Source organism: Pararhizobium sp. A13 (assembly GCF_040126305.1).
Lineage (GTDB): Bacteria > Pseudomonadota > Alphaproteobacteria > Rhizobiales > Rhizobiaceae > Pararhizobium.
The window spans coordinates 645,748-671,864 of record NZ_CP149511.1; the positions used below are offsets into that span (position 1 = coordinate 645,748).

Consider the following 26,117-nt stretch of genomic DNA (forward strand, 5'->3'; position numbering starts at 1 on the left):
TATCCCCTTTTTTGTTTGGGTGGTTGCTTGCAGTCGTGTCAGCCTGATGAGGCGGCAGTGATCGCCGCCTCGAGATCGCTCCAGAGGGCCTCCGTTCCCTCCAGGCCGACATGGAGCCGTACCGACCGCGGACTGATGCCGAAGGCGACCGCGGAATTGGGTTGTGCTTTTTGCGCCAGAACGACGTCGCCCGGCACGATCAGGCTTTCGTGCCCGCCCCAGCTGACGCCCAGCTTGAACAGCTTGAGGTGATCGGAAAACGTGCGGACATCGATACCGTCGCGGAAAATGAACGAGAAAAGGCCGGATGTGCCGGTGAGACCGGGCGCCAGCTGGTTGGCAAGGCCGGGATAGCAGACGGTCTCGACCGCCTCGTGGGCCTGCAGGCGCCTGGCAATGGAGAGGGCGGACTGTTCATGCGCCTTCATGCGGATCGGCAGTGTGCGCATGCCGCGGATCAAAAGCCAGGCATCGAAGGGAGAGAGCTTGCCGCCGAGATAGGGATAAGCTTCCCCGCGGATGCGGCCGATCAGTTCCTTCGAGCCGGCGACGACGCCGGCAACGACATCGCTGTGGCCGCCGAGATATTTCGAGGCCGAATGGATGACCAGATCGACGCCGAGCGAGATCGGCTGCTGGAAGATCGGGCTTGCCCAGCTGTTGTCGATCGTGGTGATGACGCCGTGGCGTTTGGCAAGCGCTGCGAGTGCGGAGACGTCATGGGTTTCCATCACCCAGCTCGTTGGGCTCTCCAGATAGAGGAGTTTGGCGCCGGGCAGGGCCTTGGCGACCTCTTCCTCGTCGCGACCGTCGACATAGGTCACCTCGATGCGCATGCGCTTAAACAGGGTGCCGAACAGGCGAAAGGCATCCGGATAGAGGTGCCTGACGGCGACGATGCGGTCGCCAGGTTCGACGAAGGAAAGAACCGTGGAGGAAATGGCGGACATGCCGCTGGCAAAGCCGATCGCGTCCTGCGCACCTTCGAGCTTGGCCAGCATTTCCTCGAACATCCGCACGGTCGGATTGAGACCGCGTGTATAGATAGGACGGACCTTTTCACCGCGATAGGAGGCGACCATGTCGTCATAATCGGTGAAGGTGAAGAGCGAGGTCTGCACGATCGGCGGTACGACCGCGTCATAGGCATTGCTCTCGTCATGGGCGACGATGAGGGAGGCATCTTCGAACGGATCGAACCCGTTGCTCATTTGGACATTTCCTTGATGTCTTCCTCTACGATGGCGAGGATTTTCAGTGTTTCGGCGCGCGCGCCCTCAGGGTCCTGCGCGGCAATGGCGTTGAAGAGTGTGCGGTGGAACGGGAATGACCGGCGGGCGAAATCCGGCCGATCGAAAGGCTTTTCCCAAAAGCGTTCGAAGGCTTCGCGCATCTGTTCGAGGAGCTGCTTGAACAGCGGATTGTGGGTGGCGTCGTAGATGGCGAGGTGGAAGGCAAGGTCTTCCGGGCCGGATGTGCCCTTGGAAAGATGCACCCGCTCCATCTCGTTCAGCTTTTCCTCGATCATCGTCACGTCTTCGACTGTGCGCATGCGGGCGGCGACCATCCCGGCCTCGGCCTCGATGCCGCGGCGGACTTCCAGGGTCTTCAACAACACGTCGCGCAGATGCGTCGTCTCCAGCGAAAGCGGCATGTGGATGGTGGCGCCGGAGATCGGTTTCAGGAGATAGGTGCCACTGCCCTTGCGCGCCTCGACCACGCCGAGAGCCTGAAAATGGCGGATGACTTCGCGGATGGTCGAACGGCCGACGGCAAGCGCCGCCATCAGCTCGCGCTCGGCCGGGAGCCGGTCGCCGGGGACGAGATTGGAGCGCTGAATATAGTCGGCGAGAGCGGCCGTCACCTGCCGGGCCCGATCGACCGGGGGCAGGGGGGCAAGCGCCGCTCTGGCATCCTTGTGCTTCATCGTCTGCCTTTCGCCGAAACCAAAATTGGTCTGACATCTGAGCAATAATGCAAATCGGACGGGGTGCGTCAAGGGTGTAAAGATGATTCATGCGGGGGACGTTGCGCGCGAGGTCCGGCGTCCGGCAGGGCACCATTGGATTGCCGTTCAAACCGGGTCCGACGCAGGAATAACTGATCGCCATGGCGGGCCGGCTGCTTGCAAAAATGGCGATGTCCCGGCGGACGATGTATGCTGGATAGACGCAGTCCCCTCAAGGACGATCGTCATGTCTTCAAACGGACAGGTGCGAGATGTCATTCGCAAACCGCCAGGACGCAGGCCTTAGACTTGCTGCAGCACTCGCCGGCTATCGCGAGAAAAGCCCGGTCATCATCGCCTTGCCGCGCGGCGGCGTTATTGTCGCTGCCGAAGTTGCCCGTGCCCTCGATGCCCCCCTGGATCTTCTCTTCGTTCAGAAGATCGGTGTACCGTTCCAGCCCGAGTTGGCCATGGGGGCGATCGTCGACGGGCCACAGCCAACGATCGTTCGCAATGAAAGCGTGATCCGGCACGCCGGAATTCGCGAGAAGGAATTTTCCGCGGTCTGCGAGAGGGAGCAGAGGGAAATCGAGCGGCGGCGGCAGTGCTATCTCGGCGATCGCGACACCATTCCTCTCGGTGGGTGCGTGGTCATCGTCGTTGATGACGGAGTTGCAACCGGCTCAACCGTCAAGGCGGCGCTAAGGGCGATCCGAAGGCAGGGGCCGCGGGAACTGGTGTTGGCCGTTCCGGTTGGGCCGACGGAATCGCTCGAAGCGTTGCGCAGTGACGTCGACAACCTTATTTGCCTTGAAGTGCCGTTTCTATTTCTCTCCGTCGGGCATTTTTATCGTGAATTTCAGCAAGTGAGCGACGCGGAAGTCATTGCCGTGCTGGAGGAAGCGGCTCGGCGCGGGTCCACGTAGCGCAATCTGGTCCAAGAACACTGCCAACATTCACGGGGTGAATGCGGCAGTCAGATTGTCTCGGGCGTCACGCTTGCGAGCCCCCGCGGATAGGTCCGCTCGGAAAGCGGCACCGCCTCGATCGCAGCGAGCAGGCGATCGACCAGCAGCGTCTCGGCCCGATTGCCGCGTGCGAAACGTCGGGTGACGATATAGACGTCGGCGGCGGGCGGATTCTGATAAGGCGGCAATTGCCAGAGCTGGCGCGCTTCGATGTCGACCGCGACCACGTGAATCGGCAGCGGGCCGAAGCCAAAACCGACCTTGATCAGCCGTTTGACTTCTTCGAGATTGGTGAAGAGGCCGAGCACCGGGCCGTTGAAATTCTCCCGCTGCCTCAGCCGGGCGACCGGTGCCAGCGCGCCGTTTAGGTGATCTGTCTTGAACGAGACGTAGTCCAGACCGGCAAGTTCGGTGATATCGACGCCGCGCTTGCCGAACAGCGGATGGCCGGGCGCGCAGAAGAAGCCGAAATGCTCGCGGTAAAGCACCGCATAATCGAGCTCCGGGTGTTTTTCCTGCGCCAGGCAGATGCCGAGGCCCGCTTCGCTGGTAAGAACTGCGTCGATCACGGCCTGGCTGGCCAAGACCGTTGTCGAAAAGGTGACGCGCGGGAAGGCCTTGTGGAAATCCGCCAGGAAACGATCGAGAAACGGACACTCGATATGGCTGGCGAAGGCCATCTCGACATGGCCGCTGACCAGATCGGGATCGTCCTCGATTAGGTCGGGAAGGCCGGTGACGATACGGAACATGGTCCGGCATTCAGCGTAGAGTCGCTCGCCCGCTGGTGTCATACGGAAATGATTGGAGGAGCGATCGATCAGGCGGCAGGCCATGTGATCTTCGAGACGGCGAAGCGCGTTGCTAATGGTCGGCTGTTTCAACAGCAGCCTATTGCCTGCCGCCGTCAGGCTCTTCTCCTCGACGATCACCGTGAAGGTACGCAGCAGGTTCCAGTCGATCTCCCAGACGAAGCGGCGTCTCGGCCGGAGCATGGCTACCTCATTCATTTCGTGAATGTTACACCTTCGCCTAATGTATTTGTCCACTGAAGTCCATTGTGGTTTGATCGTCTCGATCGGCAGACCCAACGCGGCGTTGACGTGACGGACAGAGGCCAGCCGTTTCGTAACTTCGGAAAGGTTCGCCACAGCAACGGCATGCTCGTCAATTTCAACCGCGGCATGGGCGAGGTTTTCAGCGCCGGAACCCGCGAATGGATGGCAAGGCTGCTGCGCTCCGATCCGTCGAGCGCCTCATTGCCAACGCCCTCAACCATAACTCAAGCGACGGAACCAGAGCGAAGCAATCCATGAACATCCAAGCCAGCGAACGGTCCGCATCCCATCTTTTCTACATGACGCGGCTGCGTCGGCCGCTGGTCGAGCGGGCCGAGGGCATCTATTTCTGGACGAAGGACGGCCGCCGGTTCATCGATGGATCGAGCGGGCCGATGGTCAGCAATATCGGCCATGGCAACCGTCACGTCATCGAGGCGATGAAGCGGCAGATGGAAAAGACAACCTTCGCCTATCGCCTGCATTTCGAGAACGAGCCGGCGGAAGAACTGGCCCGGCGGCTGGCGGCAAAGATGCCGGGTGACCTCGACCGCATCTTCTTTGTTTCCGGCGGCTCGGAGGCGGTGGAATCGGCGATCAAGCTGGCGCGGCAATGGGCGGTCGCGACCGGCCAACCTAGCCGCTGGAAGGTGATCTGCCGCTTTCCCTCCTATCACGGAGGCACGATGGGCGCGCTCGGCGTGACGGGCGACCTGGCGCTGACGGAAACATTCGCACCGCAGATCCAGCCAATGCCGGCGATTACCGCGCCAACCGCCTATCGCGATCGTGACAATCTCACGATGGAACAGCGGGGCTTACGCTATGCCGACATGCTCGAGGAGAAAATCCTTGGCGAAGGCCCCGAAAGCGTCGTCGCCTTCATCATGGAGCCGATCGGTGGAGCGGCGACGGCGGCCCTTGTGCCGCCAGACAGCTATTTCCTGCGCATCCGCGAGATCTGCGACAAGTACGGCATCCTGCTCATCCATGACGAGGTAATGAGCGGGGCTGCCCGCACCGGGCGTTATCTCGGCGGCGATCACTGGAACTGCAAGCCGGATATCATCACGCTGTCGAAAGGCATCGGCTCTGGCTATGCCGCGCTTGGCGCGATGGCAGCCTCCGCCAAACTGGTGAAGCCGGTGCTCGACATGGGTGGCTTCCAACATGGCCATACTTATGCCGGCAACCCGCTCGCCTGTGCGGCCGGGCTTGCGGTGCTCGAGGAAATGGAAAAGCTCGGCTGCGAGGCAAACGCGACCGCGATGGGCGATCTCCTGAAGTCCGAGCTTGAAGGGCTTTCGAAGCGCTTTCCCTTTGTCGCCGGGGTGCGCGGCAAAGGACTGCTGATCGGCGCCGATTTGGTTGCCGATCCCCTGACATTCAAGCCCCTGCCTAAAGCAAAGGCAGCGAACCAGCGCCTGCTCGACATCGCCTATGACAAGGGCCTCATCCTCTATTCCCGGCGCATTCGCGGCGACGGCGCCGAACTCGACAACATCATCCTTGCGCCGCCACTGATCATTACGGCGAAACAGATCGGCGATATGGTGTCGATCCTCAGCGACAGCTTCGAGATTTTGGCGCGCGATCTCGAACTCCCGGTTAACGGCTGAGGACGCGGCATGGCAACGAAGAAAGTCATCATCACCTGCGCTGTGACCGGGTCGGTGCACACGCCATCGATGAGCCGATATCTGCCGGTGACGCCGGATGAGATCGCCGAACAGGCGATTGCCGCGGCGGAAGCGGGCGCCTCGATCCTGCATCTGCATGCGCGCAATCCCTCCGACGGACGGCCGACCGCAGATCCCACGGTTTTCATGCAATTCCTGCCGCTCATCAAGCAGACGACGGACGCCGTCATCAATATTTCGACCGGCGGTAGTTCGCTGATGTTGCTCGACGACCGGTTGGCGGCGGCGCTGAAGGCAGAGCCGGAAATGTGTTCGCTCAACATGGGATCGATGAATTTCGGCATCTTTCCGCTCGCCAAGCCCGGAATGGAATGGCAGCACGACTGGGAGCCGCACCTCCTGGAGGCGACGCGCGGCACAATCTTCAAGAACACCTTTGCCGATATCGAGGACATCCTCAAACGGCTGGGCGAGGGGTGTGGCACGCGATTCGAGTTCGAATGCTACGATGTCGGCCACCTCTATTCGCTGAAGCATTTTTACGATCGCGGACTGGTCAGGGGACCGCTGTTCATCCAGTTCGTCCTCGGCATTCTCGGCGGCATCGGCGCTGATCCGGACAATATCAGCCACATGAAGCGGATCGCCGACAAGCTGTTCGGCGACGACTACCGCTTCTCGGTGTTGGCCGCCGGGCGCCAGCAGATGCCGCTGATTACCATGGGCGCGGCGATGGGCGGCAATGTCCGGGTCGGGCTGGAAGACAACCTCTATCTGGGGCGCGGCGAACTTGCGAAATCCAATGCCGAGCAGGTGAGCCGCATCCGGACGATCCTCGAAGCCCTCTCGCTGGAGATCGCCACACCGGACGATGCACGGGCGATGCTTTCGCTCAAGGGCGGCGATCGGGTGGCGTTCTGATGGTGGAGCTTTCAACCCCGTTACCGAACGTCCGCCTGGCCGTGGCCGAGGACGCGAAGCTGATCCATACCGGTTTGCTGACAATCGCCAAGCATCTTGGTTCGGAAGAAAGGGTAACGTCGACGCCGGACGATATCCGCAGGCACGGATTTGGTGCGCAACCGGCCTTCACCGGACTGATTGCGGAAATCGACGGAGCCTTCGCGGGCATGTGCCTCTTCTTCCAGAGTTTTTCTACATGGCGCGGGCAGAAGGGTGCCTATATTCAGGATATCGTCGTCGAGGAGCAATTTCGCGGTGCAGGCATCGGGGTAGCGCTTCTACGCCATACGGCAGCGCATGTCCGCGCGAGCGGCGGCGCCTATCTGCGGCTGTCCGTCGACGCAAGAAACGTTTCGGCGCGGCATTTCTACGAGCGGATGGGGCTTGCCTGGTCAGAAGAAGAGCGCATTCATGCCGTCTATGGCGATGCCTTCGAAACGCTTGCCGGGCTGCATGAGAGCGGGGTTTGAGAGAAAAACATGAAGACCTTCTATGCGAACGAACAGAAGCAGCATGATCCGAAGATGTTCCTGTCCAGCGGCGCAGCGCAGCCCAATCCGGAAAAGCCGGAGCGCGTCGAGCGACTGCTTGCCGGCGCTAGGGCGGCCGGCTGCGAGATCGTCCGGCCCCGTGATCACGGCGTAAAGCCGATCGCCGCCATCCATACGCCCGAATATATCGAGTTCCTGCAAAACATCTTCCTGCGCTGGCAGCGGATCGAGGGCGCTTCGGAAGAGGTGATCCCGAACATCCATCCGCTGGCCCGCACCGACCGCTATCCCGCCTCCGCTGTCGGTCAGGCCGGCTATCATATGGCCGATACCGCCTGCCCGATTTCCGCCGATACCTGGGGCAGCGCTTGCTGGAGCGCTTGGAGTGCGGTCGAGGCGGCGGAAGTCGTGCTTGCCGGCGAGCGCTCGGCCTATGCGCTTTGCCGCCCACCGGGCCACCACGCCTTTGCCGATGTCGCCGGCGGCTTCTGTTTCCTCAACAATTCCGCGATCGCCGCACAGCACCTGTTAAGGTCGTCAAAACGCGTCGCCATTCTCGATGTCGACCTGCATCACGGCAACGGCACGCAGGGAATCTTTTACGCCCGCAACGACGTGCTGACGGTCTCACTGCATGCCGATCCCGTCCGCTTCTATCCCTTTTACTGGGGCAATGCCGACGAACGCGGCGAGGGCCCCGGTCTCGGTTATAATTTCAACCTGCCGCTGCCGCGTAAGACGTCCGATGTGGGATTTTTGGACGCGCTTGATGTCGCCAACCGCCGCATCGAAGCCTATGGACCGGACGCGTTGGTCGTGGCACTCGGCCTCGATGCCTTCGAAGGCGACCCTTTCGGCGGGCTGTCCGTTTCGACGCCAGGCTTTGCACGGATCGCCGAGGCGATCAGCGGGCTCGGCTTGCCGACGGTTATCGTTCAGGAAGGCGGTTATCTCTGCGACGCGTTGAGCGCCAATCTCACGTCGTTCCTGACGGGATTTGTCCATTGACACCGTGGCCTCACGCCGTTGATTTATGGCCACGTCAACCCTTATGGCCGCTTCGATCTCGATTCGAACAACCGCATCGCTTTCGAAAGGGCCGCCACGTAAGACGGGAGGGTGCGAAAGGTTGTTGCAATAATCTGTCGTCCAAGCCTAACTTTAATTGGGGGGCATGCATTGCTGGCGCTTTGCGACTTGGCAGAAGGAGCTGAAGACAGCCCCAATACGGCGGTACGAAATTCCGCAAAGCCGTCAGGCATTGCCAGACCACAGCGAAACCTGCATATTTCCATCATTCTTGGCCCAAGAGGAGATTGAAATGAAAACGATCATGTCCAGCCTCAAAACCATTCGTGTACAACAGGACATGACCGTTGATGCATTCCAATCATCTCAACAGGGAGAAGCGCGCGCAAAAACGCCGTAGAAGCTTTTTCCCCCGCCTCTTCTCTTCCCGCGGTGGCTCGGCGGAGCGTCAAAAAGCTCGCGTTCGTGCGCAGTGCTTTATCTCCTACTATAGGCCACATCTACCGCTTCTGTTTGCAGACTTGTTGTGCGCGGTCCTGGTAGCCGCCACGGCAGTGGCCATGCCGCTTATCGCCAACCACATCGTTAGCCGCCTGCCGGACCTGGCCGAAGCGCCAGATGCCCTTCATCAGATTCTGGCCTTGGGCGGCGTCATGCTCGGCGTTTTCCTTGTGCAGGCCTTCGCAACCTACTTCGTGGACTATCAGGGCCATGTAATGGGAGCCAAGATCGAGGCGCAGGTTCGCAAGGAATTGTTCGAGCACTGCCAAAAGCTGTCTTTCAGCTTCTATGACCGGCAGCGCACCGGGCAACTGATGAGCCGCATAAGCAATGACTCGCTCTGGCTGGGCGAGCTTTTCCACCACGGCCCCGAGGACATTGCCATCAGCATCCTTAAATTCGGGGGAGCAATGGCAGTACTCGCCCTGATTGATCCCGTTATTGCTTTGCTGATTGCGCTTCTGATCCCGTTCGCAGTTGCTTACGCGATGCATTTCAACGGCCATATGAATGTCGCCCTTCGCACAAGCAAGGAGAGGATCGGTGACATCAATGAACGGGTGGAGGACGCGCTAGGCGGTATCCGCGTAGTGCAATCCTTCGCCAATGAAGGCGACGAACTGCGCCGCTTCCAAGTGGAAAACCAGCGGTTTCTCGACAGCCGCAAAGCGGGCTACCGCAGCGAAGCGTTGCTCTGGGTCGGCATGGATGGATTCTCCCAGGTCGTCACCATTGTGGTGATCGTGTTCGGAGCCATCCGCATTCTCACCGCCGACCTTTCCGCTGCCGATATGCTGACACTGCTGCTTTGCGTCGGCGTGCTGGTCGATCCGGTGCGGCGGCTCGACAATTTCATCCGGCTTTGGCAGGAAGGCTACACGGGCTTCGTCCGAGCCATGGAATTGCTTGAAGAAGAGCCCGACATTGCGGACCGCCCCGCCGCCAAGCCACTTGGCCAGGTTATCGGCGCCATCGGCTTCAACTCTGTCAGCTTCGGCTACGAGGAAGAAGGCCCACTTGTGCTCCACGAGGTGTCATTCGCCGTCGAGCCGGGAGAGTTTGTGGCGTTGGTCGGGCCATCAGGGGTAGGCAAAAGCACGCTCTGCAGCCTCGTCCCGCGCTTCTACGACGTGCAGTCCGGCAGCGTGACCATTGACGGGCAGGATGTCCGCGATGTCAGCCTGGCCTCTTTGCGGCTCAATGTCGGTGTGGTCCAGCAGGATGTGTATCTGTTCAGTGGCACCGTGATCGACAATCTGCGCTACGGCCGCCCCGAGGCGACGGACGAGGACATCATCGCGGCGGCGAAGGCGGCCAATGCGCATGATTTCATCGTGGCACTGCCGCAAGGTTATAACACCGACATCGGGCAGCGCGGGGTGAAGCTCTCGGGCGGTCAGAAGCAGAGGCTGACCATCGCCCGTGCTTTCCTCAAGAACCCGCCGGTATTGATCTTTGACGAAGCCACCAGCGCACTCGACAATGAGAGCGAGCGGACGGTGCAGGAGGCGTTGCTGGGATTGGTCAGGGGCCGCACGACCATAGTCATCGCCCATCGCCTTTCCACCGTCCGGCATGCGGATAGAATTCTTGTACTTACGCGAGATGGCATTGTCGAGGAAGGCACACATCAGGCGCTGATCGCGGCCGGCGGCGTGTATGCTGGATTGCACGAAATGCATGCCAGTATTTAAAACGTCAATCCTTTCGGCGCGGGCTGACACCAGAAGATATCGTGTGTTCCGGCATGCAATTTTGGATGCCGAATGACAGATAATGTGAGCAATCGGCCGGTCTCGGGCTGCACAGGACCAATGTGCGATCGGCCCAGCCAGTCGTCAGTTAGATGAGGAGATCCCGGTCCGAGCACCGCGGTGGCGGTGCGTGCGGACGCTTGGCTTCCTGGCTGCGAGACTTTCGCTTGTCGCAGACGCCCTGATTTTTGATGCAGCGTCTATCGATACTCAGTTTGTAGACTCTCGCGGCCGCCCAGCTATTTCTCGCACAGCCGTCGATCGCCACGATAAGGTTGGTAGGTGCAGTCTGAGGCGCGGAAGGAACGATAACTGCGCGAGCATGCCCTGACATTGCAGGATGGAGCGGGTTTTTCGCTTGTCACCATCCCCGTGTCCGGATCGTTATGCGGACCAGGCTCGGCCCTTGCGGCCTCCATGAATTTCCGCCAGATGCGAGCCGGAAGCGCGCCACCCGTGATGCCTTTCATCGGTGTGTTATCGTCGTTGCCAACCCAGACGCCGGCGACCAAGGGTTCCGTAAAGCCGACGAACCAGGCGTCACGATTGTCCTGACTGGTGCCTGTCTTGCCGGCCGCAAACGTGCCGGGATCAGCCTGACGACCAGTCCCACGCTCGACAACCAGCTGTAGCAAGGTTAGGAGATCCGGCTGATACGGCGAGAGGTCAACCGACGTCGCTACCTGCGGCCCCACTCGGAAGCCTTTGGGCTGGTCCGAGGCTTGAAAATCTATAATCCCCCATGGCTCGACGGGCGCCTTTCCAAGGCGAACCGACGCGTAGGCGCCCGTCAAGTCGAGCAGACTAACCTCGGATGCACCAAGTGCCAACGCAGGCGTCGTCGTCAGGGCCGCGTTAATGCCCAGTTCCTTCGCTGCAGCGGCGACATTTTCCAATCCGACCTCCTGCGCCAGCGCAGCGGTGGCTGCATTCAGCGAGCGAGCAAAAGCCTCAGCCAGCGTAACCCAACCGCGATAGCTACCGCTGGAATTTTGAGGGGACCATCCGTCGATTTCGATCGGGGCATCGAGGACTTGATCCGACAGGCTCAGCCCTTTCTTCAACGCTGCGTAATATACGAACAACTTGAATGTGGAGCCCGGCTGACGCATCGCCGTGACGGCTCGGTTGAACTGACTGGTCTTATAGTCATATCCGCCTACCATTGCGACAACTGCACCATCGGGCGTGATGGCGACCAGCGCCGCCTGTGAAGCCCCGAGAGCCTTTCCCTCTTCATCAAGGGCCTGCTTGACGACTTCTTCGGCAATTCGCTGCAGGCGCGGCACCAAGGTCGTGCGCACTGTCGTCGACCCCGGAGAAGAGCCAGCAATCTCGCCCGCTTGTGCCGACACCCAATCGGCGAACCAACTGCCCGAGCGCGATGTTGGTGTCGTCGGGTGCAGTTCAGCGAATTCACCCTTGGCGACACCCGCTTCTTCCGGCGTAAGCTTGCCATTGGCGACCATGGCGTCGAGCACGGTTGACGTGCGTTGCCGAGCGCCCTCGAAATTGTCGATCGGGTTCAATTGGCTAGGGGCCTTCAGCAGGCCTGCCAGCATCGCCGATTCTGGGATGTCGAGCGCACCGACATCCTTATTGAAATAGATACGTGCCGCTGCCGGCATGCCCGTCGCGCCGGAACCAAGGTAGACCGCGTTGAGGTATCGCGTCAGGATCTCCTGCTTCCCGAGCTTCCATTCCAGCCAGAACGCGATCACCACCTCCTGGATCTTGCGCTTCAGCGTCCTGTCGCTTTCGAGATATTGCAGCTTGATCAATTGCTGCGTGATGGTGCTTCCACCCTGGACGACCGATCCTGCCTCGAAGTTCCGGAGCAGCGCGCGTGTAATCCCTTTCAGGTCGACGCCGTAGTGATTCACGAATCTGCGGTCCTCGATTGAAAGCACGGCGTCGGTGAGGTGCGGAGGGAACTGTTCGTACCCCGCATAGGGTTCTTGATACGGCCCTTGCCGGACAAGGGGGCCGCCGTCCGCAGTTTCCAGCACGATAATCGGCTTCAATGAGCCGTCGGCGATCTCCTGCCACGGCACATCCTTCAAGGCCCAAGTCAGAACACCGGCTACGACCAGGAAGCAGCAGAACGGGACCAGCGCGAACAGGACTTTCCACGATCGCAGTTTCAGTGGATTGACCTGCTTTCTGCCCACCATTTTTGTGCGAATGGTCGTCATGCCAGACAGTGCACTACGCGAAATCGAAGCAAAACTAGCGGGTATCCCCCGAAGCCTCTCGTTTAATATTTTGCCGCGAGCCTTTGCGTGTCTTTCCTGAACAATTCGGATGCCATTTCGGATCTGGAACACACCGCGTCGCAAGAACGCCCGGACATCATGACGGAGGGCGCACATCAGTTCCCGGATGGCTCGCCTTGTCCGTCCAAAAGCGGAGGCCGGGCTCTCGGTCACGTCAGCCGCCTGGTCTTGCGGTGATAATGATCCTTCACGAAGCCCGCTTGCTGCTTCCGTACCCTCGGGGCGTCCGTTGATCTGCGTCGTCGGACCGGATCCGGTAGTTTGTTTTGAGATTTTTGCGGAGCTTGCCATTCTTTACCGGCTGATTGTTCTGCTGAAGTCATTAACATGCAATGAGGCAGAGGAAAGGCGGTCGCGGAGGCGACGCTTCAGAAGTGTCAAAACCATAATGACACGTCCAAGACCGTGAGAAGCTGGATCATTCCACCAATGCGTTCTCCCTTACAACACGATATTAAAAATGATTTCGGATGTGTGCGTTGAAGAAACGTCCCTTCGAAAACGCGCGGCGAAAAGCGGCCGGCACATCCTGATAGTCGTGTCGGTTCTCGCTGGTTACAAGCCAGACGGACAAAGTCCGCGATTGGACGTAATCAACGCGGCGGATCAAACCGGATGGCACCGCTCCACTCCATTCTCTGCAATGCTGCCCGGTTCATCGATTGCAGAACGACACCACCTCATAGGACACGAACGCATTGCCGCTCGGGTTGTTCCCATGTGCAAGGGCGTTGGTGCATGGATCGGGATTTGAGAGGAGGGATCTTTGAAACGGCTGGCTATGGCGTGGCTGCCCTTTTCGCCAGCCTCGACGGGATCTGGCGCCATGCTTCTCCTCCAGCCACTGGTCCGCGCCGTAATCCTGAAGACCAGTGCTGTTACCAGAACATGCACCGGTCCGGTTGCCAGACCCTGGTGATCACGCCGGTTCGTTGGGCGATTGCCATGTCCGCGCCTGGCGGCTCAGGTGGTGTGATGGGGGACAGCAAGCGCTAAGCCCATCAATTGCAGCACCGATTCCAACGAGCCTTCTGCCTGGCGAAGCCGCAGGCCAAACACCAGGCCCAGCGTCAAGGTGGTCTCGATTGCCAGATCTGAATAACGGTGCTGGTCGCCGCGGGTCTTGCGTCTTGGAGCATACCATTGGGACAGGGCCTCCGGTGTCAGCCACAAGGTCAGGCTGTCACGCCGACGAAGTCCTGCTTCATACTCCGGCCAGTTCGTCACCCTGAACTTCGTCTTCTCAATATGATGACGACGGCTGGCATTGTGTTTGAAAGGCATGGCGGCACTACAACGCTTGCGGGAGCCTCCCGCTTAACTCAGACCGCTGAACGATCCATGCGCCAACGCCCTCGAAGATCGGTTGTGCAGCAGGGCACGCCCTCGATGGCATTGCAGCGTTGAGCGCTAGCACCATCTTGCGGTGGCGCTCCATTTCCTCCCGGCACTACCGGTTTCTGTCGATGCGCGCGCTTCCTGCGGCGAGGAAGGGCGCGAAGGCTTTGCGGACTTCCTCAAGAAAGATGCCGCTGAATTTGCCGCGCGGCTTTTGCCGGCTGTCGAAGTGATATGATCTTTCGAGGATATCGTAATTGCACTCGCTGACTGTGATCCAGCCGCGCTTGAAGGTCGAGAGTTTCGCCCTCTGCAATTCCAACGCTGGAATTTCGAGGGCGGTCTGTCCCTCATAGGGTGGCGTTGACGAGATCGGCAGCAACAGGACGTGGGTGTTATCCTTGTCGGCGCGCATGGCGAGGATCAGGCAGACCGGGCGATCCTTCTCGCCATCCTCGCGGCCCTGCTTGTCCTGCGAGCGCCACAGATAGGGATAGCCGACGATATCGCCCTTGCCGAAACGATCAGTCATCCTTCGAAGCCTGATGGTCGGCGGAATCCTGCTCTAGCTGCGCCAGGAACATGTCTGCCAGTTCGCGCGGCATTTCGCCTGCGCCATAGGCGCGGCGGGGGTCGTCGCTGGACATCATGCGCTCGTAGACATCGACGGGCACCACCACCACGGATGCGCGGCCATGCTTGGTGAGGGTGATAGGCTCACGCATGGCCTCGTCGTGATAGCGCCCGAAATGCCGTACAAACTCGACGGATGATATGGTTTTGTTGGTCATCTACCTTTACCTTTCTGGAAATTCTGTAATATACAGAAAATCGGAAAAAGGCCAGCTTTTCAGGTTTTACGCCCTTAGAATATCAGGCCGCTGCGCTCCCAAATATGGTCGGTTCGTTCTTCGTGAGCGTCCGATTGAACCGCCTTGTTGGAGCCGGTGAATTCGTGACTGACTGTCGTTGGCCTACTGGCGACAGCTAGACGCCTTTTGGGGCCATAGTTGCTGCTGGTGGCGTTTCTTTCTGGAGCCACCGAAGGCGACCTGTGGCGGCCATCCACCGGGGCAGCGATTTGCTAGCTGTCCGCAGTCAACGGAGCTTCTGCCTTGGATGGTGTTGGAGGCTGACGCTCTTTGCGCTTGCTTTTCACTCCTTCCGCAGTCTCCCAGTCTCCGGACCTCGTTACGTCCACAGCGTTCGGCTCCACATCGCCGAAGCGGCGCATGCGCTCGTTACTCGAAGATATCGTGTGTTCCGGCGTGCAATTTTGGATACCGATTGACAGATAATGTCAGCAATCGGCCGGTCTCGGGCTGCACAGGACCAATGTGCGATCGGCCCAGTCGTCAGTGAGCCGGACGACACACGATTGGGAGTCCCTCGAGATGCTTGTCGATTGTCTCGACGACTTTCCGATCCACCGGCAGGTGCGATTTTTCCTTTGCCCACAGTTCCATGAAGACGGAGACCGTCTCTTTCGCGGTATCGGTCACGAGTTTGCGGGGCAGGGTGGCCTTGGCGGCGAGGTGTTCCAGTTCATCAATCGTGTAGCCCGCGAAATCTTTTGTCCGGCTGAATGTCAGAGCGGATCTGTCATTCGGAATGTACGGGATTGTTGAGACAAAATCATAGGCTGGCGACAGCCGCGCATGCCGCCGATCGGGATAGATCAGCGACCAGTTCTTGAGGTGCATGTCTCCATTGCCAATCAGGACGTTGAATGTCAGCCGCCGGATGAATTCCGCAATGTCATCGTGATCCGATTCCGTGGCGATGACCGAAGCCAGATTCCGCAAGCTCGCCTTTTTGTATTTGTCTTCCGGATAAACGTCAAAGACCTGTGCGAAATCCTCGATATGTACGACACCTTCACCGTTTCTGTCGAAGCGTTCGATGACAAATGCGTTCTGGCCAAGCTGTTCGACACCGTCCGGAAGGTTGCCGATCGAATGGACATCGACCAGATCGATCGCGGGCACATTGATGCCGACCATCCTGGCAAGCGTCATCATCGAAAACTCGTTTTCCGGCACATTCGCAAATTCCCGCGAAGGAAGTTTCACGATCCAGTCGCCACCCACGCCGCCCGCCGGAATTGTCAGTCCGGCGCTGGCATCGTTGACCGCCGAGAATTTGAGCTGCACGCCCGCTAGAGAGAAGCGCAAGGCATCTTCCGCTGCCGTTTTCGCAATGTCCGGCTCTTCGTAGGCTTCATCCGGCCATGCTTCGCCATCCGCTGGAGTCACTGTGACCGCACCTGCCAAGTCTTGTCCCAGTACCCATAACAGGAAGAATTCACGATCAGCATGAATGCCTGCCTTCTCGGCAAGGTATTTACGCAAATGCCCTTCTGGCAGAAGGTTGGAGAAGAACGGCATCAGCCTTATCTTGTAGGGTCGGAAATCAGTCAGTAGCTCGCCAAACTGATCCCGGAAACGTAGACCAAGGGTTGGTCGTTCCCGATTTTCGAGATAGGCCTCACTGAATGTAAATAACGTTCTTTCTCCGCCAACGTAGGTGATGGTGCCAATTTCCTGATGGTAGAGGTGGACGGTGAGAACGGAAACGTTAGGCATCGTCATCCTCGTCTAAAGTATATGCAGGTCTTGGTGCATCGCGGCTTTCCGATTTTGGCAGCGCATGCACTATCTGATTGCGCAGCAACTGCATATTGCGCGCCGCTTCCGTCACCGCTTTCCAGTGTTCTTGAGAAGCCTTGGCTTGTTCGATTGTTGCTCGAATGTCGCGCAGGCTGTCGAGGTAGCGGGTATCTATTCTGAGAGATTGGATAGCGGCATACGTCTTTCGCAGTTCCTCCAGATGGGGAGCCTTGGGAGCCTCGACTTGCATCGAGCGAATAGCCTCTTGGAGACGTTGCAATTCTTTTCCGACCGCGGCTGATTGGAGCGGCGCTTGTTTGGTCGTCTGACGGGTAATTGACCGGATTGCGGGCATGGCCTTGCGTGGTGCAAGCGTTACTTCCATATCGAGCGCGTGCGCAATGGCTACGAGGCTGGATAGCCGAAGGTCGACGGTGTTTGCTTCGATTCTTGAGATCTGGGCCTGCGGCACTCCGGCGAGTTTACTAAGTTCGGTTTGGCTCATGCCTTTGGCAAGGCGCGTTTCGCGCAGGCTCTCTGTAATTTGCTGTGCCGCGTATTTCATGGCTATGTCGTTTTGTGCATGGGAGTAAATCTATTATATAGAATAGTGCATAGGTCAATTGTAATCAAGGGGCTATGCAGAGTGCCACATAATGAGGCATTCGATATGTATCTTGATGCATAATGCGATGCTTTGGCATCCACTGCAGAATAAAGAGTGCCGCTGCATCGAGCGGGGACCACCCCATCTCGGTCAATAGCTTGCGAGACGGATTCGAATTTCGGGCGATCAAGAATCGGCTGGCCGACAGGGCTTCGTGAAGCGCGATTTGCTCATCTGGAGAGTTCAGTGCCACGGATTGCCCGAAAACGTCGAGTGCCTCGATTATTTGATACTGCTCAGGTGTCTGTCGTCGGAGAAGTCGTAAAACAGTGGCCTTAATGCTCATGCGATATGCAGCTCCAACGACATTGTACTCCCTCGGTGTTTCAATCAGGGAGAGCGCAACGTCAGCGGCGCGATGTCAATATCGGATGCAACCATAATTCCCTGGGGCCGATATACCGATGCGATGCGTCGTCGTGGCGATCATCGAGGGGACAGCAGCATGAGGTGTGCTATGGATTTCGAACTTTGAGACGAGGATCGATATGAGCGACGACAACATTATCAAGTTTCAGCGGCCGAAGCCTAAAAAGGTGCCGAGGACCATCACGAGCGGAACCCGGAAGGCTCTAATTTGGCTGGCGGTCATCGGCGCTGTGGCGTTGGTATGGGCATACTTTCAGTATGTTTCGCCGCCGAGCTGACATGAGACTAGGCCTTGTGGTCCTGGGCCTCCTCCCTTCGGATCGAGATGTCACATCGAACAGTCGAACATCGTGTTGAACGCTTGAAAACTGCAATGGGTGCTCGTAGCCTCATGCATCTCGTAGCGCTTTCGATTGCGGCTGGCCTGAAAGGGCAGACCACCAAGGGCTGGAAGGCGACGAAAGACTGGAACTTGTGGGCCACGATATGGCCGACAAAAAGTCGAAAGAGTATTGATTTTTTAAAACAATTGCCTTACATAGAACTTGCAGGGAAATCTCTGCATGGTGACTTTTCCGGCCGCGTGCTTGGTAAGCGCCGCGGTTACCCGGGGTTAAAAGCTCCGGTTGCCGACCACACGATTTCCCCGAGTGTTATGAGGGCTGTCTGCAAAGACAGCCCTTTCGCTTTTATGAGCTTTTTATCCCGAAGCGCTCATGGATGAGGGCTGCGCTCATTTGCTCATCAAGGAGCCACTTTCGCGAGTACGCGACGAGGTCTGCCAATTGAAGCATGCGGGACGCAGCCGAATCAATCTTCGCCACACCGTTAACCCCTTTGAACCAACCGCTGTCGTTTTTTGCCTTACGCGGCATGGACTTCGTTTGCATTGGGTTCAAGTTGGTCACTAAAGCATTTATCGATGCGGCCAGTGTCGCGGGACATCATAATGGCATCCCCCAAATAGAAATCCCCTGTGCCTGTTGTGCCATACTCATCGATGAAGCAGAGGATTTTTTTGTTTAATGCACCCGCCATGGTGGTCGGCTAGCCTTTTACGTCAAGCATCCGTGCGAGGTTCTACCGTAAAGTGTTTCACCAATTCTAAAGAAAGTTCAATTTTTCCAATTGCTTCCCGCTGCGGTGATGGACATCTCGGCGGGTTAAAAACCGCCGTCGCGATGCTTTCGTGCGAACCACGACCTCAAAGAGCGTTGCCTGCGCGAAAAAGGCTGGTCTCCTAGAGGAATGTTTCGTTCAAAGGCGTCTCCCAATTCGGCATGGACATATATGATGTTCGGTTCGAGAATGAGGAGATGGAATTGCTCAGGTCGGCCGTCTAGGCATTATTTCGAGAGATGTCGAAATAGCTCTTGACGGCTTTCTTCACCGACGGTAGCATATTTCCATGATTATCGAAAAAGCAGCATCCCAGCTTGAAGCTCTCGGCAATGTCACCCGCCTCCGGATTTTCCGGGCGCTGGTCCGCGCTGGTGACGAAGGCTTGCCGGTCGGCCAGTTGCAGGAAAAGTTGGACATCCCGGGATCAACACTGTCGCACCACCTGAAGAAGCTCGTGGATACCGGGCTCGTTGTCCAGGAGCGGCAGGCGACAACACTTATCTGCACGACGAACTACCGCGATATGGATGCTCTGGTTGGTTACCTCGTGAACGAATGCTGCGCGGATGCAAAGTGCGGGACAAAGTCGAAAGAGGTCGCCGCCTGATCCCTTTTTTTTGACCTTATATTTCGAATATTCTGGAAATACAGAAGGAGACAAGCATGACTGCCATGAATGAACTCCCAGTTGCCGTAATAGGCGCGGGACCTGTCGGACTTGCCGCTGCCGCTCACCTTGTCGCCCGTAACATTCATCCACTCGTTTTCGAACGTGGCGATACGGTAGGCGCGGCGCTGCTCGATTGGGGACATGTCAGGGTCTTTTCGCCCTGGAAATACAATATCGATGACGCGGCACGCGTCCTTCTGGACCGGCACGCATGGGAAGCCCCTCATCCGGATGATCTGCCGAACGGCCGCGAGATCGTCGAAGAGTACCTTACCCCACTGGCATCCGTGCCGGAGATCGCGTCCGGCCTAAAATTGGGTGCACTAGTGACGGCGATCACCCGTCATGGGCTCGACAAGGTTTCATCTGGCAATCGTGACAATGCTCCGTTTGTTGTTCGATATACCGACGAGACCGGCGAGTATGACGTGCTCGTCAGAGCCGTGATCGACGCCTCGGGAACATGGACCCAACCCAATCCCATGGGAATCAACGGCATCAGCGTCCCGGGAGAAATCGCGTCGTTCAGCCGGATTTCCTATGGCATTCCTGATGTTCTCGGCACTCGCCGCAACGAGTTCCTTGGCAAACGCACGCTGGTGATCGGCAGCGGCCATTCGGCCATCAATGTCGCCATCGCGCTCATGGACCTGCAAGATATCGACCCGAAGACCCAAATCCTCTGGGCACTGCGGCACCACGGCGTCGAGCGCCTGCTCGGTGGCGGCCTGAACGATCAGTTACCGGAACGCGGAGCGCTGGGTCTCGCGGCGAAGAAGGCCATGGATGAGGGTCGCCTGCAGATGCTGACTTCGTTCTCTGCCGAAAAGGTCCGCGTGCAAGAGGGCAGGGTGCATCTGACGGCGAGGGTTGGGACACAGCAGTCAGAATTGGATATCGACCGGATCGTCGTCACCACCGGATTTCGTCCAGATTTCTCCTTCCTGAGCGAACTCAGGGTCGAGGTGGACCCAGCCGTTGAAGCTCCGCCAGCGTTGGCCCCACTCATTGACCCCAATTTCCATTCCTGCGGAACCGTGCCACCTCACGGCATCGAGGAATTGAAACATCCGGAGAAGGATTTCTACATCGTCGGTTCGAAGTCTTACGGCCGTGCGCCGACATTTCTGATGAAGACGGGTTACGAGCAGGTGCGTTCGGTCGTCGCCGAAATTGCAGGCGATCATGTCGCCGCCCGCATTGTCCAGTTGGTTCTCCCCGAAACCGGCGTCTGCAGCGTCGACCTCGGCAGCAAAAAGGCGGCTTCGTGCTGCGGTGGACCGGCTCCGGTTGAAGTTGATGCCTGTTGTGTTGTCGATGCCACAGCAAAGTCGGAAGGCAAATCTGGCTGCGGCTGCGGACCAAGGTCTGAAGATACCAAACGTCTGACTGAGAGCGCCTGAGCAATGGATGATCAAAAACTGCCAGTTTCAGCTCTATACGGACTCGGCTTTACCCAGATCATCGGGTACGGCACCCTCTATTATGCTTTCAGCATCCTGGTGCCGGACATTGCCCGGCAACTTGGATGGAGTGAACAATGGGTTTTCGGCGCGTTCTCGGGTTCGCTTCTGGCCGGAAGTTTGATTGCCCCGACAGCCGGGCATTGGGCGGACCGCATCGGTGCTGGACGGTTGATGGCGGTTGGATCGGTTGGTGCCGCAATCGCCCTTCTTCTCACGGCAGCCGCACCAGGACCGATCACCTTCTGTCTGGCTCTCGCCCTGACGCAGGTTGTCTCTGCAACCGTGCTTTACAGCACCGCCTTCGTGGCCATCGTTCAAATCGGCGGACGAAAAGCGCAGAAGTCGTGTGTTCATCTGACCCTGATCGCTGGCTTTGCCTCCACATTGTTCTGGTCGCTGACATCCTGGCTTCATGACTGGATGTCATGGCGGCAGGTCTATCTCCTATTTGCCCTGCTCAATATTGGCGTATGTTTCCCGATCCACCTTTGGCTTGCCAGGCTATCGTCCTCGAAGGGTGCAGGCGAACAGCCCACGCACTCCTTTGCATCCGCTGTGTCGCCGACTACCCCGCCGCAAAAGGGGCAATTGATATTCATCCTGATGCTGATCGGCTTCGCAATCGAAGGCTATGCCCTGTCGGCAGTCCTGGTTCATATGGTTCCTTTGACGCAGGCACTGGGCCTTGGCGCATTCGGAATCTACATTGCCTCGCTTTTTGGACCGTCACAGGTCGCAAGCCGTTTCGTCAACTTACTGTTCGGCGGCGGGCTGACCCAAACCTGGCTCGCGGTAATCGCGACGCTCTTTCTTCCCCTCGGCCTCGCGATCCTGCTCCCCACATCGCCTTGGATTGTCGGGGCGGTGGCCTTCGCCATCTGCGTGGGGCTCGGTTCAGGTCTAACGAGCATTGTCGGCGGGACACTGCCTTTGGAGCTGTTTGGCCGCGAAGGTTACGGCAAACGTCTCGGCTGGTGCACCTCGGCGAAACAATTCACGTCGGCAATTGCCCCGGTTTCCATGTCGGCATCGCTGTCCGCAGTAGGTGTCGTTCCCTCTTTGTGGATCGTCGCTTTGATCGGTATGGTTGGGGCAATTGCATTCCTGGCGATTCCATTGATCGTGAGGCAAGGGATGATTACGTCGCCACTGAACGCCTGAAATTCCCGGCCCACGGAGGTAGCGTGCGCTTGTTACCGGAAACGCCAAACGGCCTTCACGTCTTCGCTGATGGTTGTTATGAACCCAATTCCGGACAAGGAGGATGGGCATTCGTCGCCTACCGGGATGTCGTGGAAATTGCAGCCGACTTCGGTGGCGTCCAGGATTCAGCGAACAATTCAATGGAATTGATCGCCCTGCTTAAGGCAGCAATGTGGGTTAATACCAATGCTTTAGGTGAACCTGCGATCATCTGGTCCGATTCACTCTACGCAGTTAAAGGCTGCAGTAGCTGGCGACATATCTGGAAGAACAACGGCTGGAAGAAAATTGTCCCGAATGCGATTGCCCGAAGTCGAATTATAGCCAATCAGGAACTTTGGAAGGCAATCGATCTTCAGCTATCTCGCAACCCGTTGATATCCATTGCCTGGTGCAAAGGCCATTTCGGCATTGAGGGCAACGAACGCGCGGACGAACTTGCGGAAAACGGACGCCTTTCGCTCCAGGGTGGCGAACGTGCTTGATTTGCGAATGGCGGTTTCTGGGCCCTTAGCGGGCGCTACCCCTCCAGGCGTTGAGATGGCGGATTGGCTAATGCGGTGCGCCTGAAGTCGGTTTTCAGCATTGGGCCACGCTCAGTTCCGTTTTGGGCCACGACGGCCAGTTTGGGCCATCCTTGGTTCGTTTTTACAAACAAGAAGACCCGACGCAGAGTAGTTAAGTTCCATAACCCATCTTATCCAATTTGGATGTGTAGCGGCTATTTAGTAATGCGACAGTTGGGCCAGTTAGAGATGCGACAGTCTCGCCTCTCGACGCACTGGTCAAAGCCAACGTTGGGAGCAAGGATGACGACCTTCAGCCTGGTCGAGACCATGAGCGGTCGGAGTCGTCATGTCCTTTATGATCACCATGTCGCAGAAAGAATTGCATCGCCTCGATGTCATCCAGAAGATCCGTGACCTACGCCTGAGCGTTGCCCAGGCTGCCGAACTGCTCGGGCTCAGTCGAAGTCAGGTCCATCGGCTGCTGCAGGCCTATGACCGGGATGGTCCAGCCGGCCTCGTTTCCAAGAAGCGATTGCAGCCGAGCAACCGGCGCCACAGCGAGGAGTTTCGCAATGCAGCGCTGGATCTGATCCGCGAGCACTATCTGGATTTCGGTCCGACGCTGGCGCGCGAGAAGCTGATCGAGTTGCACCGGATCTCTGTTGCCAAGGAGACGCTGCGGCAATGGATGACCGAGGCCGGCATCTGGATCTCGCGCCGGGAACGCAAGAAGCGGGTTTTCCAGCCACGCGGCCGGCGCGACTGCTTTGGCGAACTGGTGCAGATCGACGGGTCGCATCATTGGTGGCTCGAGAACCGCGGGCCCAAATGCGCCCTGCTCGTTTATATCGACGATGCCACCGGAAAGCTTCTGCATCTGCGCTTTGCCGGATCGGAGAACACGTTCGACTATCTGCATGCGACGAAGGCCTATCTGCAGCAATGGGGCAAGCCGCTGGCTTTCTATAGCGACAAGCATGGTGTTTTTCGTTCGACCCATGCGTCCGAGAAGGACCGGACGAGCGGCCTGACACAGTTCGGGCGGGCGCTCTATGAGCTGAACATCGACATCATCTGCGCCAACACCCCGCAGGCCAAGGGCCGTGTGGAACGTGCGAACCAGACGCTGCAGGATCGGCTGGTCAAGGAGATGCGGCTTCGCGGCATCGACACGATCGAAGCTGCCAATGCCTATGCGCCTGAGTTCATTGCGGATTTCAACGCGCGTTTCGGCAAGCCGCCACGCAATCCGAAGGACATGCACCGACCGCTGGCCGATCATGAGAACCTCGATGGCGCCATGTGCCGCAAGGAAGTGCGCACCCTGTCGCAATCCCTGACGCTACGCTACGACAAGGTGCTGTTCATCCTCGATCCGACGGAGCAGGCCAAGGCGCTGGCAGGCAAGAAGGTCATCGTCTGCGACTATCCGGACGGACGGCTCGAGATCATGCACGAGAGTTTTGCCCTGCCCTATAGAACCTTCGACACATTGCGGTCGGTGCATCGTGCCGAGGTTGTCGATAACAAGCGGCTGGACGACATGCTGTCAATTGTTGCCGAGATGCAGGCCGGACGCCAACAGCAGCGCAGCAAGAGCGGCCCTCGTCGTACCGGCCAGACGGATCATATGTTTGGCATTCCGGATGGCAGCCAGCGCAATGGCTACCAGAAGCGCGGCCGCAAGCCGGGACGGAGCACGGATTTCATGAATGATCCTGCGGTGATTGCGCGGCGAGAGAAAGCGTTATTGAGGCAGCCAGCGGCGGAATAAAGATCGTCAATGCACGCCGATGTCGCTTTGCGTATCCGATTCCAATTGCAGGCAAGCTGCCCAAAGTGGCGTCTTGTGGAAGGATCCGTCTTGGAGAAGAGTGAGCCCCTCTCGTGCCTCATAGAGCAAGCCGAGCCAGCACAAACGTTGGAAGACGCCATACTGAAGATCGGATTTCAACTCCCAGGCTTCTATGGTCATTTCGGTGTCCGACAGAGGCGCCAGGTCTGGATAGAGGATCTTCACAACGTCCATTGGCGTGCAACCTTCTCTGGCCTTGATATTGAGAAGATTGAGGAACATGCGCCACCAGCGTAACCGCGCTCGGACCTCCTCTTCCCGCTCGGTGGCGTGGACATACGAATAGAGATAATCCGTGGCGACCAGATCGAAGAAGGCTTGCGGGTCCACCAGAAACTCCAGGCCGCGTCTGGTTGGCAGCAGCACATCCTTTTTCCGGCGAAGAAGTTTTAGATGACGGGCCATGTCTCGCACGACCCAGAGCGGCGGCACGTCGCTCTCATTGAGCACCTTGTTCATGCTGTAGAGGTCTTCGGCTGTGAAGCCTGGCCAAAGGAAGTGTACAGCGGCCCAATGCACGAACTTGCGATTCATGGCGCCGGTTGCCGTCAATCCTATGCCACCCTCACCGTCAGCATAGGCAACAGAAAGAAGCATGCCGCGAAGAAGGGGTGACAGCGCGGCGACGTCGACGTCACCCTGCAACTTGATTTCCGGAAGCATCGTACGGCTTTGATCCCTCGCCTGCGCCATGCAGGTGCCGAGTATCGAGCGGCAAAAGAACAATTGCTAGTGAGAAGGCTAAAGCCGAAGGGGAATGTTATCACCCGCCCCCGCTCCTCCCTTGCAACCCGGCCCAGCCGGTCGGATCGGGGGCTGACCGGCGGAGCCACTGTCGCGTTTCTAAATTGGTTACTTTGTCCCATCTTTAAATAGCTGTGACAGGATGTGTGCAAAGTTGAAGTGTCCTGTTTCTGCAAAGTAAGAATGTCACTCTCCCCGGGTTTTGATGACCTGGGAGATTGCAGGTTCCCAGGCCGGATCGGCGGTGGTCATGCCTATCTCCTTCTACTTCGCGAGGTCAGGAAACAGGACGTTTGGCCAGCAGCAGTCCGCATCCAAGCAATATCATCGCGCCACCCGATCCCTCTCGAAGACGGCGGATGACATTCGGGCGCGAAGCCGCGCCGTCGCGGAGTCTCCCGGCTCCGAACGCAACGACGATGTCCGCGAGCGTGTTGAGGGATACGGAAATTGCTCCGAGGATCACGAACTGCAGCGCGACATGATCCGAAGTCGTGTCGACAAACTGCGGAATGAAAGCCAGGAAAAACGCAGCCGTCTTTGGGTTCATCACTTCCACCAGAACGCCATCCCGAAAGGCCCTCTTCCCGCCGACGGGCGGCTCGGCGTTACCCAGGGAGCGATAGTCGAGCCTCGCATGGCGAATGGTCCGATAGCCCATCCAGATCAAGTAGAGCGCGCCGACTACCTTGAGCGCAGTGAACAGCTCGGCACTGGCCAGCACGATCGCCGAGACGCCCAGACTACCGGCCGCGACGTGAAATAGTCCACCAAGACCATTTCCAACACTCGAAGCAATTCCCTCCGAGCGGCCGCCCGAGAGGGTTCGGGCAGCGACGTAGAAAATTCCCGGACCTGGAGTGACCGCCAGAAGGAATGCCGTGAATAGGTAAACGGTGAAGGCGTTGGAAATCAGCATCGATTCGTCCTAGTGAAA

23 protein-coding genes and 1 pseudogene are annotated in these 26,117 nt (G+C 58.3%); 12 read left to right on the plus strand and 12 right to left on the minus strand.

Features of this window, described 5'->3' with window-relative positions; translation table 11 throughout:
• Positions 1–38 precede the first annotated feature (38 nt).
• Positions 39–1,211 carry a PLP-dependent transferase gene (locus WI754_RS24595; RefSeq protein WP_341487891.1) on the minus strand — a complete coding sequence of 391 codons (1,173 nt, stop codon included), beginning with the start codon at positions 1,209–1,211 and terminating at the stop codon, positions 39–41.
• Complete coding sequence (locus WI754_RS24600) at positions 1,208–1,927, minus strand: FadR/GntR family transcriptional regulator (RefSeq protein ID WP_341487892.1); 720 nt, start codon at positions 1,925–1,927, stop codon at positions 1,208–1,210. The genes WI754_RS24595 and WI754_RS24600 overlap by 4 nt, the downstream gene beginning before the upstream one ends.
• Before the next feature lie 293 nt (positions 1,928–2,220).
• On the opposite strand from WI754_RS24600, the gene WI754_RS24605 reads away from it, so the two are divergent.
• Complete coding sequence (locus WI754_RS24605; RefSeq protein WP_341487893.1) at positions 2,221–2,874, plus strand: phosphoribosyltransferase family protein; 654 nt, start codon at positions 2,221–2,223, stop codon at positions 2,872–2,874.
• A gap of 50 nt (positions 2,875–2,924) precedes the next feature.
• On the opposite strand, the gene WI754_RS24610 is transcribed toward WI754_RS24605, so the two are convergent.
• The gene (locus WI754_RS24610; protein WP_341487894.1) at positions 2,925–3,911 is read right to left on the minus strand and encodes a LysR family transcriptional regulator; all 987 of its coding nucleotides are present in this window, start codon (positions 3,909–3,911) and stop codon (positions 2,925–2,927) included.
• 317 nt (positions 3,912–4,228) lie between these two features.
• On the opposite strand from WI754_RS24610, the gene WI754_RS24615 reads away from it, so the two are divergent.
• The 5 genes from WI754_RS24615 (at position 4,229) to WI754_RS24635 (ending at position 10,292) form a co-directional block, all read left to right on the plus strand.
• Complete coding sequence (locus WI754_RS24615; RefSeq protein WP_341487992.1) at positions 4,229–5,593, plus strand: aspartate aminotransferase family protein; 1,365 nt, start codon at positions 4,229–4,231, stop codon at positions 5,591–5,593.
• Between the two features lie 9 nt (positions 5,594–5,602).
• Entirely contained in the window at positions 5,603–6,535 is a 933-nt protein-coding gene (locus WI754_RS24620) for a 3-keto-5-aminohexanoate cleavage protein (RefSeq protein WP_341487895.1), read from the plus strand.
• Positions 6,535–7,047 (plus strand): GNAT family N-acetyltransferase, encoded by a 513-nt coding sequence (locus WI754_RS24625; protein WP_341487896.1) that lies wholly within the window; start codon positions 6,535–6,537, stop codon positions 7,045–7,047. The genes WI754_RS24620 and WI754_RS24625 overlap by 1 nt, the downstream gene beginning before the upstream one ends.
• Before the next feature lie 9 nt (positions 7,048–7,056).
• Entirely contained in the window at positions 7,057–8,076 is a 1,020-nt protein-coding gene (locus tag WI754_RS24630; protein WP_341487897.1) for a histone deacetylase family protein, read from the plus strand.
• Positions 8,077–8,447: 371 nt separating this feature from the next.
• Complete coding sequence (locus tag WI754_RS24635; RefSeq protein ID WP_341487898.1) at positions 8,448–10,292, plus strand: ABC transporter ATP-binding protein; 1,845 nt, start codon at positions 8,448–8,450, stop codon at positions 10,290–10,292.
• Between the two features lie 299 nt (positions 10,293–10,591).
• Here WI754_RS24635 and WI754_RS24640 read toward each other — a convergent pair whose 3' ends face one another.
• The 7 genes and pseudogenes from WI754_RS24640 to WI754_RS24670 all read right to left on the minus strand — a co-directional run bounded on the left by WI754_RS24640 (position 10,592) and on the right by WI754_RS24670 (position 17,140).
• Entirely contained in the window at positions 10,592–12,724 is a 2,133-nt protein-coding gene (locus tag WI754_RS24640) for a PBP1A family penicillin-binding protein (protein ID WP_341487993.1), read from the minus strand.
• 358 nt (positions 12,725–13,082) lie between these two features.
• Positions 13,083–13,250 carry a KTSC domain-containing protein gene (locus tag WI754_RS24645; RefSeq protein WP_341487899.1) on the minus strand — a complete coding sequence of 56 codons (168 nt, stop codon included), beginning with the start codon at positions 13,248–13,250 and terminating at the stop codon, positions 13,083–13,085.
• 174 nt (positions 13,251–13,424) lie between these two features.
• Positions 13,425–13,912 (minus strand): annotated as a pseudogene (locus tag WI754_RS24650) (transposase); the annotation flags it as partial.
• Positions 13,913–14,078: 166 nt separating this feature from the next.
• Positions 14,079–14,498 carry a hypothetical protein gene (locus WI754_RS24655; RefSeq protein ID WP_341487900.1) on the minus strand — a complete coding sequence of 140 codons (420 nt, stop codon included), beginning with the start codon at positions 14,496–14,498 and terminating at the stop codon, positions 14,079–14,081.
• Positions 14,491–14,757 (minus strand): type II toxin-antitoxin system prevent-host-death family antitoxin, encoded by a 267-nt coding sequence (locus tag WI754_RS24660; RefSeq protein ID WP_341487901.1) that lies wholly within the window; start codon positions 14,755–14,757, stop codon positions 14,491–14,493. Before WI754_RS24660 ends, WI754_RS24655 begins: the two co-directional genes overlap by 8 nt.
• Positions 14,758–15,321: 564 nt before the next feature.
• Positions 15,322–16,551, minus strand: a complete 1,230-nt coding sequence (locus WI754_RS24665) for a type II toxin-antitoxin system HipA family toxin (RefSeq protein WP_341487902.1) — start codon at positions 16,549–16,551, stop codon at positions 15,322–15,324.
• Positions 16,544–17,140 carry a helix-turn-helix transcriptional regulator gene (locus WI754_RS24670; protein WP_341487903.1) on the minus strand — a complete coding sequence of 199 codons (597 nt, stop codon included), beginning with the start codon at positions 17,138–17,140 and terminating at the stop codon, positions 16,544–16,546. The genes WI754_RS24665 and WI754_RS24670 overlap by 8 nt, the downstream gene beginning before the upstream one ends.
• A gap of 844 nt (positions 17,141–17,984) precedes the next feature.
• Between WI754_RS24670 and WI754_RS24675 the strand changes: the two genes are divergently transcribed.
• The 6 genes from WI754_RS24675 to WI754_RS24700 all read left to right on the plus strand — a co-directional run bounded on the left by WI754_RS24675 (position 17,985) and on the right by WI754_RS24700 (position 24,355).
• Positions 17,985–18,335, plus strand: a complete 351-nt coding sequence (locus tag WI754_RS24675; RefSeq protein ID WP_341487904.1) for a hypothetical protein — start codon at positions 17,985–17,987, stop codon at positions 18,333–18,335.
• Between the two features lie 684 nt (positions 18,336–19,019).
• A complete protein-coding gene (locus WI754_RS24680; protein ID WP_264267892.1) occupies positions 19,020–19,340 on the plus strand; it encodes a metalloregulator ArsR/SmtB family transcription factor in 321 nt (106 codons plus the stop codon).
• Between the two features lie 65 nt (positions 19,341–19,405).
• The gene (locus tag WI754_RS24685; RefSeq protein ID WP_349438066.1) at positions 19,406–20,806 is read left to right on the plus strand and encodes an NAD(P)-binding domain-containing protein; all 1,401 of its coding nucleotides are present in this window, start codon (positions 19,406–19,408) and stop codon (positions 20,804–20,806) included.
• A 3-nt stretch (positions 20,807–20,809) separates the two neighbouring features.
• A complete protein-coding gene (arsK, locus tag WI754_RS24690) occupies positions 20,810–22,030 on the plus strand; it encodes an arsenite efflux MFS transporter ArsK (protein ID WP_341487906.1) in 1,221 nt (406 codons plus the stop codon).
• Between the two features lie 23 nt (positions 22,031–22,053).
• On the plus strand, positions 22,054–22,557 hold the full coding sequence (locus WI754_RS24695; protein ID WP_349438060.1) for a ribonuclease H: 504 nt from the start codon (positions 22,054–22,056) through the stop codon (positions 22,555–22,557).
• Positions 22,558–22,927: 370 nt separating this feature from the next.
• A complete protein-coding gene (locus WI754_RS24700) occupies positions 22,928–24,355 on the plus strand; it encodes an ISNCY family transposase (protein ID WP_341487908.1) in 1,428 nt (475 codons plus the stop codon).
• A 6-nt stretch (positions 24,356–24,361) separates the two neighbouring features.
• Here WI754_RS24700 and WI754_RS24705 read toward each other — a convergent pair whose 3' ends face one another.
• Together WI754_RS24705 and WI754_RS24710 are read right to left on the minus strand one after the other, a co-directional pair.
• Positions 24,362–25,099: a hypothetical protein gene (locus WI754_RS24705; RefSeq protein ID WP_341487994.1), complete on the minus strand. Its 738-nt coding sequence runs from the start codon at positions 25,097–25,099 to the stop codon at positions 24,362–24,364.
• Positions 25,100–25,457: 358 nt separating this feature from the next.
• Positions 25,458–26,099, minus strand: a complete 642-nt coding sequence (locus WI754_RS24710) for a LysE family translocator (RefSeq protein WP_341487909.1) — start codon at positions 26,097–26,099, stop codon at positions 25,458–25,460.
• Positions 26,100–26,117: the final 18 nt, after the last annotated feature.